Below are 13294 nucleotides of genomic sequence, written 5' to 3'. Positions count from 1 at the left end.
CGGCGCGGCGAGCTGCTGCCAGTGTGCGCCATCGTCCGAACGCATCACCAGGCCGCGCTCGCCCACCGCGATCCACGCAGCGCCGGCCTGTGCCGCCCCGAGCAGCACGGCGCGCTCGAGTGCACGTACCGCCTGCGCCGGCCGGTCCGGCGCCGCGCCGACGGGCTCCGTCGCGCACGCTGAAGCGCTCGCCGCGAGCAGCGCAACGCCCATCAGGAACCGCTTCATCCTCCGCTCCAGCACGACGAGTTGCTGCAGCTTGCTCCGCATACATGGGCGTCGGCATTCGGGCCAAGCGCGAACCCCTCCACGTCCGCGGACCTTGCGCCCAACATGCGTGACCGCCAGGACACAATCGTCAGGGTGCCGGACCAGCGCACGTCGATGCCGTAGTCTTGGTGACCGCCGTTGGCGATTGCGTCCAGGCGCTCAGGCGGATGCCCAGTCAAGCTGAAGTCCCTCGACTCCGCGAGAGCGACCTGCACCGGCACCCGCATGGCCGTGGCACCCCTGAACAGTTCACCGTACCCCAGTCTGCTTCCGCCGGGAAGTACGGGCCCGCAGTCCCGCCGCACACCACGAGGATGTTCAAGTCTTGTCTCCGTCTGTTTTGGCGCAACTCAGCAAGCGAATTGCGCATGCCGGAGGATTGACGCCCATCAACATTTAGGCAATGAAGCTCCCTTTAAAGTTGTTATTTGCATTGCAAATAAATGACGTCGCCTGCTCCGCGTCCTGGTCGCCTTGCGCGGTCCAGATGAATTCCCCGGACTGAGAAGTACCCGGCCGCCATCTCCGTAAGCGCGGCCTCAAGGCCCTCTTGACGCCGGCCGATGTATCAGGCCGACACTGCTCAGATGTCGAGCACGTGCCGCAGCATATGGAACGGTACGCGCCACGTTCCACCGTCGGCGGTGCCGGTGCCGATCGTGGCGGTGCGTTGGTTGATGCGCACGATCACGCCGGTGATGTTCCTGCCGTCGCGGTCATCGAACGTGACGGTATCGCCGCGTTCGAACTCGCGCACCTTGGTTGTCGCGGTGACCGGCTCCGGCGGCGGTTCGTACCGCGCCTGCTCGCTTCGACGCTCGGCGTCGGTGTAGCCCTGCATCGCCACGCACGGGATCTTCCAGGTTCGCTTGGTGCCTTCTTCCAGCACCGTCGCCTGCGTGTCCTTCATCGCGATGATCTTGCCGCGGCGCATCTGACCGTCGCGGAAGTCGACGAACTGCACAGGCTGTCCAAGATGCAGGCTCGCGCGGGCGGCGATGCCGCGGCGCGGGTCGGCCAGCATGCCTTCGATCAGCGCCTTGAGCTGGTACAGCTGCAGGCTGCTCGCGCCCTCCAGGGCGTCGATCATCGGTGGGTCGGTGGCTTGCGAGTTCACGCCTTCGGCCTCTTGCGTTGCGGCGCCCGAGTGCGTTGACCTCAGGCTGCCAGTCGTTGCTCTTGATCGCGCGGCCCGATGTTCCAGGGCAGCAGCTCGTCGATGCGGTTGATCGGATGGTCGGCAATGCGCGTCAGGACTTCCTGCAGGTAGGCCTGCGGGTCGAGCCCGTTGAGCTTGGCCGTCTCCACCAGACTGTAGATCGACGCCGCGCGCTCACCGCCCGCGTCCGAACCCATGAAGAGGTAGTTGCCTCTTCCAAGGGCAACTCCACGCAGGGCGCGTTCCGCGGCGTTGTTGTCGATCTCGATGCGACCGTCGTCGCGGTAGCGCGTGAGCGCCCGCCATCGCGTGAGCGAGTAGCCGATCGCCTTGGCCAGTTCCGACTTCGCCGACACCCTGCCGACCATGCCGGTGAGCCAGGCACGCAGATCCTCGAGCAGCGGCCCGGCGCGGGCCTGTCGTTCGCGACGCCGCAGGTCCGGTGGTTGACCGCGGATGTCGGCCTCGACCGCGTAGAGCGCCGCGATGCGTTGCAGCGCCTGCTCAGCGACGGATCCGCCCACGCGGCCCTGGTTCTCGTACATGTCCCAGAAGGGGCGTCGCGCGTGCGCCCAGCAAGCCGCTTCCTCGACACGCCCCGTCGCGTAGATCTTCCCGTAGCCGCCGTAGGCGTCGGCTTGCAGGATGCCGCGGTAGTCCCTCAGATGGTCCTGCGGGTGCTCGCCCTTGCGGTTGGGCGAGTACCGGTACCAGGCAGCGGGTGGCTCGGCGCTTCCGGCCGGGCGGTCGTCGCGCACGTAGACCCACAGGCGGCCTGTCTTGGTCCTGCCGCGCCCGGGGTCGAGCACCGGCACCGGCGTGTCATCGGCGTGTACCTTGACGCCGGCCAGCGCATAGCGGCCCAGTGCCGCTACCAAGGGATCGAGCAAGGCATGGCTCTGTTCGACCCAGCCACCGTAGGTCGATGGATCGAAGCTCACGCCGTCGCGGGCGTGGATGCGGGCCAGCCGGTGCAGCGGGATGTGGTCGCAGTATTTGGAGACGAGCACGTTAGCGAGCAAGGCCGGACCAGCCACGCCGCGCGCGATCGGCCGGCTCGGTGCCGCGGCCTGGAAGATCGACTGGCAGGCCACGCACGCCAGCTTGGGGCGCACATGCCGGATCACCTTGAAGCGTGCCGGCACGTACTCGAGTTGTTCAGACACGTCCGCGCCGATCTGGCGCAGGCGACCGCCACACGCGGTGCAGCCACAACCGTTGCCGGTCGCATCGTGTGCCGCTTCGGTCGCGGCGGCGCGGTGTACGTGATCCTCGCGCGGCAGGTGTGCGGGCAGTTGCCGATCGATGCCTGCGCTGTTGGCAGCTTGTGCCTTCGGGGCCGCCTTGGGCGCCGGATGTTCATACAGTGGTGCGCCTTCGATCAGGGCGATCTGCGGGTCATCCAGCTGCTCGCTGGAGCGTCCGTACTGAGCTCGGCGCGCGCGCAGCAACTGCAGCGTGAGCTTGTCGACCATCAGCTTGAGCAAGACCACCTCGGAGTGGCGCTCCTCGACGACGCGTAGCAGCGCTTCGACGGTGTGGGGCGTGGGGGTCGTGGTCGGCACAGAGATCTACTGTGCCGAGTCGAGGCGCTACTCGCTATTGGGAGCGCACCGGAGGCATCTTCATACAGTGGTTCAGGCCGCGAGTTCGGGCTGATGCGTTCGCACAGGCATGCGCCAATCGATGCCTTCGAGCAGCATCGACAGTTGCGCCGACGTCAGCGACACGCTGCCCGACGTGGCCTGCGGCCAGATGAAGCGACCGCGCTCCAGCCGCTTGGCCAACAGCATCAGACCCTGGCCGTCGAACCAGAGCACCTTGAGGATGTCGCCGCGCCGGCCGCGGAAGACGAAGACGTGGCCGCAGAACGGGTTCTCGGCAAGTGCGGTCTGCACCAGCGCGGCGAGACCGTCGAAGCCCTTCCTCATGTCGGTGTGGCCAGCCACGATCCAGACCCGTGTGTTCGACGGCAGGCCGATCATGCGAGGCTGCGCAGGGCCGTCAGAACCATGCGCAGAGTGGCCTCGTCGACGCCACCGCGCAGCCGCACGCGAGCGCTGCCGATCTCGATCTCGATGGCGCCGCCTGCGGGTCGCATCGGCGGTGATGCAGGAGTGCACGGCCTGTCGGCCGGTGCCGCCTCGATGGACACCGGCAGCAGCACGGCCGATGGCTGGCGCGGTACGGCACTGCCGGCTTGCTGGATGCCGTCCAGGTGCTTGCGCCGCCAGCCGAACAGAAGGTTCGCGTTGATGCCGCCTTCCATCGCGATGGCCGCCACCGACACGCCCGGCTCCAGGCTACGGGCAACCAGGTCCCGCTTGAACTCCGCGCTGTGTTCTCGCCGCCGACGCGGGGTCCTTACGACTGGCTTGTCCATGATGTGCATTAAGGGCTTGATGCACACCATCGCAGGCGCGCTTGATCACGCGATCCTGCTCATCTGGGCTGCCTCGGGCAAGAGGGCCTTGAGGCCGCGCTTACCCATCTCCCGTTCCGTTTAACCATGAAAGCAGACACCAGGTCGTCGGCGCATCAACCAACCACCGACGACCCTTTGAAGTTGCGTTGAATCGTTGAATTGACCTCAGGCGCCAACAAGGGCTCGCAACTCACACGGTCGTGCCGTGCTTCTCCGAGACCCTGTGTCCGGCAGGCCTCGGCCAGTGCGTGACCACCGAGTCGACCTCTCGCGCTTCGCTGCCCGACGTCGCATTCCGCCGCCTCCTCTCGCGGCAACCGACCAGCATCGGATTGAGCAGCATGGATCGGCGCGACGACCGCTTCCCGGCCCTGGGCGCGACTCGCTCCATCAGACCGAGGACACCCCGAGATTTGTGATTGCCGGAGTCCAACACCACTCTCCGTGCGACCAACTGGCGCGTCATCGCGTCGATTTGGCGTAGCGCAACGGCGTCGCACGGAACTGCTTGACGAATGCCATGCGAAAGGCGGCTTCAGATCGGTAGCCTGCGGCATCGGCGGCATCGGCCACCGATGCGCCAAGTCGCAACTCTTGTGCGGCGGCATGCAACCGAACCGACGTCAAGTAGGCCATCGGCGACTGCCCGACCAGCGCGGCAAAACGCTGCGCGAAGACCGTGCGGGACAGCCCTGAGGCCTTGGCCAGCGACGCCAGGCTCCAGGCCTCGCTGAAACGATCGTGCATCAAGACCAGCGCGTGGCCGATGGCCCGATCGCCCATGCCCCGCATCCAGCTGGCCCTGACCGCCCCTTCCTGGACGACGTGCTCGCGGATCAAGGCCAGCAACACGAGGCGCGCCATCAACAGCGCCAGGGCGTCATACCCTGGCCGCGGATCTTGCTCCGAGTTCACGAAGCCGGCCAACACGTGGGGCCAGGGGCAAGCCGACAACGCCTGCCGCGACAGCTTGATGATCGGTGGCAGCGCTTCGAGCACCGGGTTCTGAACGACGTCCTGGACCAGCAGGGCTGCGGTGATCATGCGATCGGTACAGGCTTCCTGCCGCATTCCGAGGGGCCAGGTGAATCTCAGCGGGGCGGCACGCTCGATGCGCGGCCCCAGGTCAGGCAAGCGCTGGTCGCGCCAGGCCTGCAGAAAGGGCCTTGCGGCGGCGTGGGGGTCTGACACAAAGCGGTGGTCGCGGCCCACCACGATCCCCACATCGCCCACCTCCAGCAAGACCGGATCGGCCCCCTGAACGAACAAGTGGCATCGACCTGCCACCGGCATGAACAGGTAGACGAAGTCCTTCAATACGAACTCGACCTTGAAGCCCCACGGCGCCGCAAACTCGAATGTCGCGATCGCGCTGTCGAGGACCTCCAGCGACTGCAACACCTTGTTGAGCAAGTCCATTGCTGCGCCTCCCTAGAAACCCGAACCTGAACGCTACCATCGAAAATTTGGACGAATGTGATGGATTCGTTCGTTCGTTGTGCCTAGAGTCGCGGCCATCGGCAACGGACTGGGATCGCACGGATATGGCCTATCAACGCAACGCTTGGTACGTCGCAGGCTTTGGCGACGAAGTTCGACCGCAAGGGCCCCTGCTGGCGCGCCGGCTTTTGGATGAACCGGTGGTCTTCTTCCGCGACACGGCGGGAACGCTCCACGCCTTGCACGACCGCTGTCCGCATCGCTTCGCCCCGTTGTCCGCTGGCAAGCTGTGCGGGGACACCCTCGAATGCGGATACCACGGCTTGCGCTTCGACGGGCTGGGGCAGTGCCGCTTCAATCCGCACGGTGACGGCACGATCCCGAAGGCCGCCCAAGTGAAGCGCTATTCGGTGCAGGAACGCGACGGGATCATCTGGTTCTGGCCCGGTGATCCGACGCGCGCCGATCCTTCCCGCATCCCGGACTATGCCTTTGCACCGGCCGCGCATCCCCACGGCACCGTGCGCGGGTACATGCCGACTGCTTGCGACTACCAGTTTCTGGTGGACAACATCCTCGACCTCACGCACGCCGACTACCTTCACGCCACGTCGCTGGGAGCGGGCGTGTTGTCGCGGGTACAGCCCACAGTGGAGGACATCGACGAGCGGACCCTCAAGATCGCCTGGTACGCGTCGGGAGAACTGGCGCCCCCGGCCTTCGACGCGATGCTGAGGGAACACGGGCGCCCGACCGACCAGTGGACGGAGGTCACGTGGACCGCGCCGTCGGCGCTCCTGCTGCGTGTGGGCGCGACCTTGCAAGGTGAACCACGCGAGAACGGCATGGACAGCCTCGCCCTGCACCTGGCCACGCCGGAGTCCGACGGGCGCTGCCACTACTGGTACTGGACCACCCGCAACGTGGCGCTCAACCCCGAGTCGAACGCGTTCATCGCGCAGTTGTTGCGCAACGCGTTCGAGAACGAAGACAAACCGATGCTGGAGGCCCAGCAGCGCCGGATCGGTAACCAGTCATGGGCGTCGCTCGACCCCGTGCTGCTGCCCGGCGATGCCGGAGCGACCCGCGCGCGCCGCAAACTGGCCGCACTCATTCGGGAAGAGGCGGGCGCTTGAACGCGTCCCGGAGGCTTGCTGAATGCGACTGACCATCAACGAAAAGGCCGTCGACATCGACGCCGATCCGGACATGCCCCTCCTGTGGGCATTGCGCGACCTTGCCGGCATCCCCGGTCCGAAATTCGGCTGCGGCATCGGCGCATGCGGCGCCTGCACGGTGCTCGTGGAGGGCGCCCCGATACGCTCCTGCTCGCTGTCGGTCGGTGCGGTCAAGGGCGCGGTGACCACCATCGAGGGCTTGTCGAAGGACGGCGCCCTTTCGCCGGTCCAACAGGCATGGTTCGAGGCCCAGGTGCCGCAATGCGGCTACTGCCAGTCCGGACAGATCATGAGCGCGCATGCGCTGCTGGAGAAGACTCCGGATCCCAGCGACGAGGACATCGACAGTGCGATGGCCGGCAACGTCTGCCGTTGCGGTACCTACCCACGTATTCGCGCCGCGATCAAGAAGGCGGCCGCGCTCAAGCGTGCGAGGACATAGAGATGGCCGACATCGCGAAGATCGCCCGGCGCACCTTCCTCATCGGCACGGCGACCGTCGCCGGCGGCATCGCCTTCGGCTACTGGTACGTCAACAAGCCCTACGCCAACCCGCTGAAGAAGGGTCTTGGAAAAGGCGAAACGACCTTCAATCCGTACATCAAGATCGCGGCAGACAACACGATCACGGTCATCGCGCCGCGCGCCGAGATGGGCCAAGGCATCTCGACTACGCTGGCTGCGTTCGTGGCTGAGGAACTGGATGTACCGCTGGAGATGCTGAAGGTCGAGATCGGGCCGACTTCCAAGGCTTACTACAACGACACCGTCCTGCGGGAATCAGCGCCCTATCCGTGGTTCAACGACAGTCCCCAGGCCGAGATCCTTCGCGACGCCTTCGGCGCGATGAGCAAGGTGATCGGCTTGCAGACCGTCGGTGGATCGTCCTCGACCCGCGACGGCTTCGACCGGATGCGTCAGGCTGGCGCGGCCGCGCGTCATATGCTCGTCCAGGCCGCGGCGAAACGGTTCGGCGTGAAACCCGACGAACTGAAGACAGAGAGCGCAAAGGTGGTTCACACCCGCTCTGGGCGCTCGCTGACCTACGGCGAACTTGCCGCCGATGCCGGGAAGGTTTCGCCGCCTTCCCCCCTCAAGCTGAAGGAGAAAGCCGACTGGAAGTTGCTCGGCAAATCGCAGCGTCGAATCGACATGTTGGTCAAGGTGACCGGCGCGCCGATCTTCGGCATTGACGTGAGCCTTCCCGACATGCTCTTCGGAACGGTTCGTATGAGTCCGGTGTTCTGGGAGAAGCCGTCAAAAGTCGACCTCTCCAAAGCCGAGGCGGTCAAGGGCGTGGTGAAAATCGTGCCGCTCGATACCACCTATGGCCATGGCTTCGGCGTCATCGCAGAGAACACCTGGGCCGCATTTCGTGCAGCGGAACTGATCGAGGCGGACTGGGGCGCGCCGCACTATCCGGCGGATAGCACGGCAGTCGCCAAAATGCTGAACGATGCGATCGTCGGCGGTGCGTCAAAGGTGATGCGCGATGAAGGTGACGTCGATGCGGCCTTGGCCGACGTGCCGGACGGACGCTTGGTGGAGGCCGACTATGCGGTGCCATTCCTTGCCCACATGACCATGGAACCGCAGAACGCGACGGCTCGCTTCAGCCACGGCAAGCTGGAGATATGGGCGGGGAACCAGACGCCGACGCTGGTGGAGTCTCTCTCGGGTGCCGCCATCGGGCTGGATGCCAAGGACGTCACTGCCCACACGACCTTCCTCGGGGGCAGCTTCGGCAGGCGCGAGGCAGACGCGACGATCTACGCCGCGATCATGGCCAAAGCGATGGAGGGACGGCCAGTCAAGGTCACCTGGAGCCGCCAGGAAGACGTCCGTCACGATGTCTATCGGCCCGCCGCACGGGGCCGCTGCCGCGCTCGCCTGGGTGCTGACGGATTTCCCGAGGCGCTCGACCTGCGAGTCGCGGTGCCTTCGGTGATCGGCAACATCATGCGCCGGGCCTTCCCGTCCCTGTCGCCGCTGGGTACAGACGTCACGATCACGCAAGGCTTGTGCGACCAGCCCTACACAGTCCCGAACTATCGCGTCTCGGGTATCGAGACCGATCTCGGCATACCGGTGGGGTTCTGGCGGTCCGTGGGTTGTTCCTTCAACTGCTTCTTCCACGAGAGCTTTCTCGATGAGATCGCCCATAAGAGCAATCTCGATCCGGCGCAGTTGCGGCGCCGGCTGATGAAGGACTTTCCCGCTGCGCGCGCCGTCATCGACAAGGTGACCGAGATGGCGAGATGGGGCGAAAAGCTGCCGCAAGGCACGGCCAAGGGCATCGCCTTCTCGCTGGGCTTCGGCGCGTGGGTCAGCCAGGTCGTTCAGGTGAAAAGCACGCCATCCGGCATCCGCATCGAGAAGGTCTGGATCGCCGCCGACATCGGCACCGCGATGGACCCCGGCATTCTCGAAGCGCAACTCATCTCGGGCGCCGTCTTCGGCCTGTCATCGGCCATGAACCAGGAGATCACCCTGTCGGGCGGCCAGGTGGAGCAGTCCAACTTTCACGATTTCGCCGCGATGAGAATCACCCAGAGTCCGCAATTCGAGGTGGCCATCCTGGAGAACTATCACAAGATGGGCGGTGTCGGCGAGGCCGGCGTGCCTGCCGCCGTGGCCGCGCTGGCAAATGCGGTCTTCGCCCTCACCGGCAAACGCGTAAGGCAGCTTCCGCTCTCCCGCGAGGTGAGCTTCGCATGATCCGATGACGGCTTGCCGCAGTGCGCGGAGGTTCGCCGGACGCCCCCACCTGAGGTCCTGAGCTCGCGCGAACGGCCCCTCTCGCGCCGATATCGGGCGCCCAAGGGCCCCGCCTGCAGGTCGTCCCTGCGCGCTCAATACCCGAAGCCGCCGCCGTCAACGTTGAGCACTTGCCCCGTGATGAAGCGAGCCTCGTCGCCGACCAAGAACGCGAGCACTCCGGCCAGATCGTCAGGCACCTCGGTGCGCGGGATGAACTGACGCCGCCGCACCGCCTCGAAGACGGCTTCCGGCTGGGCGGCGGCGCTGCCCTCGTGGTGCGTGAGGCCGGGTGAGATGGCGTTCGCCGTGATGCCGCTGGCGCCCCACTCGGACGCCATCACCCGGGTCATGCCGATCACGCCCATCTTGCTGATCACATAGGGCGCCATGCCAGGCAGCGGCGACCACACGCTGCTCGATGCGAAATTGACGATGCGTCCCCAGCTGCGCGCAGCCATCTGCGGCGCCAATGCGCGGGCCAGCAAGAACGGCGCTTCGAGGTTGACGGCCAGTACCTCGCGCAGCAGTTCGGGTGGGGTGCCAGCCACATCCGCCATGGGTATGACGGCAGCGCTGTTGACCAGCACGTCGACCCGGCCTGCACACTCGAGCGCCTGAGAGGCAAGCCGCTGCACGGCGGCGCCATCGCTCAGTTCGCACGGCAGGTCGAAGAATTCAGCGCCGCTCTCACGCAGCCGGGCGGCAAGCGCAGTGCACGGGCGGCGGTCGGTGATCACAAGCCGCAGACCTGCCTGCGCCAGGCGCAGCGCGAAGACTTGGCCAAGGCCACCAGCAGCGCCGGTGATCAGCGCCACTCGGGGAGTGTCTTGGTTCATCGAACGGTTCCTTGCAAAGTGCGGCCAGGGCGCTTGGCCGCGGTAGGGGCGTCTCTCACGCGGTCGCGGTCTTCAAACGCGCGATCAGCCTGCGCGCCCGATTCGGCGCGGCGTCCATGTGTGCATCGACCTGCGGCGCGCCGGCAAAGTGTTGCTGGTTGCGGTATTGCGCGTTGATGACGTCGCAGTCTTCGAGGAAGGTGGCATGGAACTGCCGGTACACCTCGTCGATGATCGACGGCTGGCCGGGGGCACGGTTGCATGCCACAGTCCACAGATAGTGGCAGCTCTCTTCGGTTTCCGGTGTCACGGCATGGAAACTCGGTAAATGCAGGCCGCCGCGGTCGGGTGCGGTGATGTCCTCGGTGCCAGTGTCCACCGCGCCGGCAAAGATCGTCACGTGGCTCGGACGGAAGACGATCTCCTGCCAGCGGTCGATCAGGCCCTCGAACGGCCAGGCGTCGAGAAACGTTTTGGGCGGTTGCGAAGCCAGCAACGCGCGCCACACCCGCACGGCTTCGCCCTGTTCGCTGACCTGCGTGGGGGCCTCGGAGTGCAGGCGCGGGTTGCCGCCGATGGTCTTCGTGTGCACGTAGCCGGCGTGGGTGAGGTCCAGCAGGTTGTCGTGGATGAGTTGCCACGGTGCGTCGTAGTGGAAGACGCTGCCGCGGTGTTCGTAACGCGCGTCGGTATGCACCGCGTAGCGTGGTGGTTCGGTGGTGGGCATGCTGCCGGGCTGCTTGGCAAACCAGAGCCATACCAGGTCGTCTTGTTCGCGCACCGGAAAGCTGTTGATGCGCGCCTTGGCCGGCACCTGGGCTTGACCCGGGATCTCCACGCAGCGGCCGTCCGCATCGAACAAGAGGCCGTGGTAGCCGCATCGCACACGGCCGTTCTCGACTTGTCCCTTGGACAGCGGCAGCGACCGGTGCACGCAGCGGTCCTCGAGCACCGCCACCCGGCCCTCGGCATCGCGGAACATCACGACCTTCTGGTTCAGCAGTGTGCGGCCCAGCAACTGGTGTTCACCCAGTTCTGAGGACAAAGCGCCGACGTACCAGCGGTCAAGTGGGAACATCTTGTCTCCTTTGAGTGCGTCGCGCATCATCACGGCGAGCTTGTCATTCATCAAGCTGAGCAACCTGATTACCGTGATCCACGAAGCTGATAAGTTCGACCTCAACCTGCTGCGCGCCCTTGTCACGCTGTGGCGCGAGGGGCACATGGGGCGTGCCGCGCAGGCGCTCGGCATGAGTCAGCCGGCGATGTCGGCCGCGCTCAAGCGGATGCGCGAGCAACTGGGCGATCCGCTGTTCGTGAAGACCCGCCAGGGGATGCAGCCCACCGCGTATGCCGACCAGATCGCGCACGAGGCGGCGGCCATCCTCGACCAGGTTCGACACCGAGTGCTGGCGCCCCCCACCTTTGATCCAGTGCGCGGCACGCGCACCTTCACGCTGAGCACCACCGACATCGGCGAGATGGTGTTCATGCCCAAGCTGCTGCGCCACCTGTCCACGGTAGCCCCCAGCGTGAGCGTGCGCACGGTGACTGGAACGCTGCCTGAGCGACTGGCTGCCCTGGCGCGCGGCGACATCGACCTGCTGATCGGCTACTTCCCCGACGTGCAAGGGGCCGATCTGCTGCAACGGCGCCTGTTCGATCACGGATTCGTCTGCCTGGTCCGGCAAGGCCATCCCGCGTTGCAGGCCGGTGGGCTCACGGCGGAGGCTTTCATGTCGGCCTCCCATGCCGGGCTGCGGGATCCAGGCCGAAGTCAGGAGTTGGTAGAGAGTTATCTCAAGGAGCGGCACCTTCGGCGTCGCCTGGTGTACGTCGGCTCGCACCTGCTGGGCCTGCCCCCAATTGTGGCCGCGACGGACCTGATCGCCACAGTGCCGGAGGAGGCGGGCCGCATCTTCGCCCGACATCCGGAACTTCGGCAGACCGAGCCGCCGTTCCCGTTCCCGCACTTCGCCGTGAAGATGTACTGGCACCGCACATCGCAGAGCGACGCGGCACTGCGTTGGCTGCGCGGCACATTGGTCGATCTCTTCGCGGGGCCGGCACGCTGGCACCTCGAATCATGAGGAGCCGGTGCAGCACCAGGTCCGCCAAGTTCGGCTGGCCGGCATGCTCGTTCGCGGCTGGGGCAACCCGGGGCACGCAACGCCCGCGGGTGACGGTCGCCCTACAGTGGCGGCGGTGGTCATACCTCGTCCTCAGCGCCGCCCACTCATTCCGGTAGCAGCCCGATCTCCTTGGAGAGTTGACTCCAGCGCGCGTGTTCTGAAGCCAGGAAGGCAGCAAACGACTCCGGCGTTCCGCCGGTCTCGACGATGGGCCCGATGGTCAGGATGCGCGATGCCGCCTCCTTGCCCCCCAGATAAGCCGCGGCGTCTGCTGCAAAGCGGCGCAGCGCCGGCTCAGGCGTACCGGCAGGTGCCACCACGCTCAGCCAACCGGCGAAGTCGAAGCCGGGCAGCACGTCGGTCATCGGTGGAACGTCTTCCCACCCGGCCACGCGCCTGGCTGTGGTCACGGCGATCGGGCGCAAGCGCCCCTGCCTGGCCATCTGGGTCGCCGATGCCAAATCGCAGAGGATGGCGTCCGTGTGCCCGCCCACGGTGTCGGTCACGCCGGCAACGACGGACACGTAGGCAACGAGGTTGGTATCGATGCCTGCACGAGCGTTGAGCAAGCGTGCGAGGATGCCGCTGAAGGTCCTGGGACCTTCGTTTGCCACGCTGAGTTTGCCGGGCTGAGCCTTCGCCCGCTTGATGAACTCCTGCAGATTGCGTACCGGCACCGCGGAATTCACCAGCAATGCGAACGGCACCTTGGCCACCAGCGACACCGGCACAAAATCTTTCACTGGATCGTACGGCAGGGTCTTGAACAAGTAGCGGTTGCTGACCAGCGCGGCCGCGGTGGCGAAATAGAAGTTGTAGCCGTCCGCTGGCGAACGCGCCGCAAGCTGCGCACCTACCAAGTTCTGGCCACCGGGCTTGTTCTCCACGACAACGGCCTGGCCCCACTTCTTGCCGAGATGCTCGCCCAGCAGCCGTGCGATGTTGTCCACCCCCGAGCCAGGCGGCTGCGACAGCACCATGCGGATCGGCCTGGCCGGCCACTCCTGGGGCCAGGCCCTCGGCGAGGCCAGCACTGCGGCAAGGCCGCCAACGGTAAAGAGCCTGCGGTCGGTCATGCTTGTCTCTTGGGGTTG

Annotated in this window: 12 protein-coding genes and 1 pseudogene; 4 read left to right on the top strand and 9 right to left on the bottom strand. The window is 66.1% G+C overall.

All coding sequences use genetic code 11. The features are described from left to right. The 6 genes and pseudogenes from AC1DTW_RS20380 to AC1DTW_RS20355 form a co-directional block, all read right to left on the bottom strand. Positions 1 to 270: pseudogene (locus AC1DTW_RS20380) on the bottom strand (hypothetical protein); the annotation flags it as partial. A gap of 583 nt (positions 271 to 853) precedes the next feature. Beyond that, positions 854 to 1360, bottom strand: coding sequence for a hypothetical protein (locus AC1DTW_RS20375; protein ID WP_477983208.1), 507 nt, complete (start codon positions 1358 to 1360; stop codon positions 854 to 856). Positions 1361 to 1428: 68 nt separating this feature from the next. Then, positions 1429 to 2994, bottom strand: coding sequence for an IS66 family transposase (gene tnpC, locus AC1DTW_RS20370; protein ID WP_477983207.1), 1566 nt, complete (start codon positions 2992 to 2994; stop codon positions 1429 to 1431). A 72-nt stretch (positions 2995 to 3066) separates the two neighbouring features. Beyond that, positions 3067 to 3414 (bottom strand): IS66 family insertion sequence element accessory protein TnpB, encoded by a 348-nt coding sequence (tnpB, locus tag AC1DTW_RS20365; protein WP_477983206.1) that lies wholly within the window; start codon positions 3412 to 3414, stop codon positions 3067 to 3069. Beyond that, complete coding sequence (gene tnpA, locus AC1DTW_RS20360; protein WP_477983205.1) at positions 3411 to 3812, bottom strand: IS66-like element accessory protein TnpA; 402 nt, start codon at positions 3810 to 3812, stop codon at positions 3411 to 3413. The genes tnpB and tnpA overlap by 4 nt, the downstream gene beginning before the upstream one ends. 504 nt (positions 3813 to 4316) lie before the next feature. Next, complete coding sequence (locus AC1DTW_RS20355; RefSeq protein ID WP_477983204.1) at positions 4317 to 5273, bottom strand: AraC family transcriptional regulator; 957 nt, start codon at positions 5271 to 5273, stop codon at positions 4317 to 4319. A 125-nt stretch (positions 5274 to 5398) separates the two neighbouring features. Between AC1DTW_RS20355 and AC1DTW_RS20350 the strand changes: the two genes are divergently transcribed. Genes AC1DTW_RS20350 through AC1DTW_RS20340 form a run of 3 tightly spaced genes read left to right on the top strand, consistent with a single transcriptional unit; the run spans position 5399 to position 9190 of the window. Beyond that, entirely contained in the window at positions 5399 to 6430 is a 1032-nt protein-coding gene (locus AC1DTW_RS20350) for a Rieske 2Fe-2S domain-containing protein (RefSeq protein WP_477983203.1), read from the top strand. 22 nt (positions 6431 to 6452) lie between these two features. Then, positions 6453 to 6914, top strand: a complete 462-nt coding sequence (locus AC1DTW_RS20345) for a (2Fe-2S)-binding protein (RefSeq protein WP_477983202.1) — start codon at positions 6453 to 6455, stop codon at positions 6912 to 6914. A gap of 2 nt (positions 6915 to 6916) precedes the next feature. Then, a complete protein-coding gene (locus tag AC1DTW_RS20340; protein WP_477983201.1) occupies positions 6917 to 9190 on the top strand; it encodes a xanthine dehydrogenase family protein molybdopterin-binding subunit in 2274 nt (757 codons plus the stop codon). A 134-nt stretch (positions 9191 to 9324) separates the two neighbouring features. On the opposite strand, the gene AC1DTW_RS20335 is transcribed toward AC1DTW_RS20340, so the two are convergent. Both AC1DTW_RS20335 and AC1DTW_RS20330 read right to left on the bottom strand, forming a co-directional pair. Next, the gene (locus tag AC1DTW_RS20335; protein ID WP_477983200.1) at positions 9325 to 10047 is read right to left on the bottom strand and encodes an SDR family NAD(P)-dependent oxidoreductase; all 723 of its coding nucleotides are present in this window, start codon (positions 10045 to 10047) and stop codon (positions 9325 to 9327) included. A 76-nt stretch (positions 10048 to 10123) separates the two neighbouring features. Then, positions 10124 to 11197 (bottom strand): Rieske 2Fe-2S domain-containing protein, encoded by a 1074-nt coding sequence (locus AC1DTW_RS20330; protein WP_477983199.1) that lies wholly within the window; start codon positions 11195 to 11197, stop codon positions 10124 to 10126. Between AC1DTW_RS20330 and AC1DTW_RS20325 the strand changes: the two genes are divergently transcribed. After that, positions 11187 to 12158 carry a LysR family transcriptional regulator gene (locus AC1DTW_RS20325; protein WP_477983198.1) on the top strand — a complete coding sequence of 324 codons (972 nt, stop codon included), beginning with the start codon at positions 11187 to 11189 and terminating at the stop codon, positions 12156 to 12158. The genes AC1DTW_RS20330 and AC1DTW_RS20325 overlap by 11 nt on opposite strands. Before the next feature lie 146 nt (positions 12159 to 12304). Here the strand turns inward: AC1DTW_RS20325 and AC1DTW_RS20320 are convergent, their stop codons facing one another. Then, on the bottom strand, positions 12305 to 13276 hold the full coding sequence (locus AC1DTW_RS20320) for a Bug family tripartite tricarboxylate transporter substrate binding protein (RefSeq protein WP_477983197.1): 972 nt from the start codon (positions 13274 to 13276) through the stop codon (positions 12305 to 12307). Positions 13277 to 13294: the final 18 nt, after the last annotated feature.

This window comes from Rhizobacter sp. P5_A1, from assembly GCF_056400745.1.
The sequence above is the reverse complement of the archived record's forward strand: the minus strand, read 5'-3'. Positions and strand labels throughout refer to the sequence as shown.

Coding starts and splice junctions, on each gene's coding strand:
- AC1DTW_RS20375 (WP_477983208.1), bottom strand. CDS start 1,360: ATGATCGACGCCCTGGAGGGCGCGAGCAGCCTGCAGCTGTACCAGCTC.
- tnpB (WP_477983206.1), bottom strand. CDS start 3,414: ATGATCGGCCTGCCGTCGAACACACGGGTCTGGATCGTGGCTGGCCAC.
- tnpA (WP_477983205.1), bottom strand. CDS start 3,812: ATGGACAAGCCAGTCGTAAGGACCCCGCGTCGGCGGCGAGAACACAGC.
- AC1DTW_RS20355 (WP_477983204.1), bottom strand. CDS start 5,273: ATGGACTTGCTCAACAAGGTGTTGCAGTCGCTGGAGGTCCTCGACAGC.
- AC1DTW_RS20350 (WP_477983203.1), top strand. CDS start 5,399: ATGGCCTATCAACGCAACGCTTGGTACGTCGCAGGCTTTGGCGACGAA.
- AC1DTW_RS20345 (WP_477983202.1), top strand. CDS start 6,453: ATGCGACTGACCATCAACGAAAAGGCCGTCGACATCGACGCCGATCCG.
- AC1DTW_RS20340 (WP_477983201.1), top strand. CDS start 6,917: ATGGCCGACATCGCGAAGATCGCCCGGCGCACCTTCCTCATCGGCACG.
- AC1DTW_RS20330 (WP_477983199.1), bottom strand. CDS start 11,197: ATGAATGACAAGCTCGCCGTGATGATGCGCGACGCACTCAAAGGAGAC.
- AC1DTW_RS20320 (WP_477983197.1), bottom strand. CDS start 13,276: ATGACCGACCGCAGGCTCTTTACCGTTGGCGGCCTTGCCGCAGTGCTG.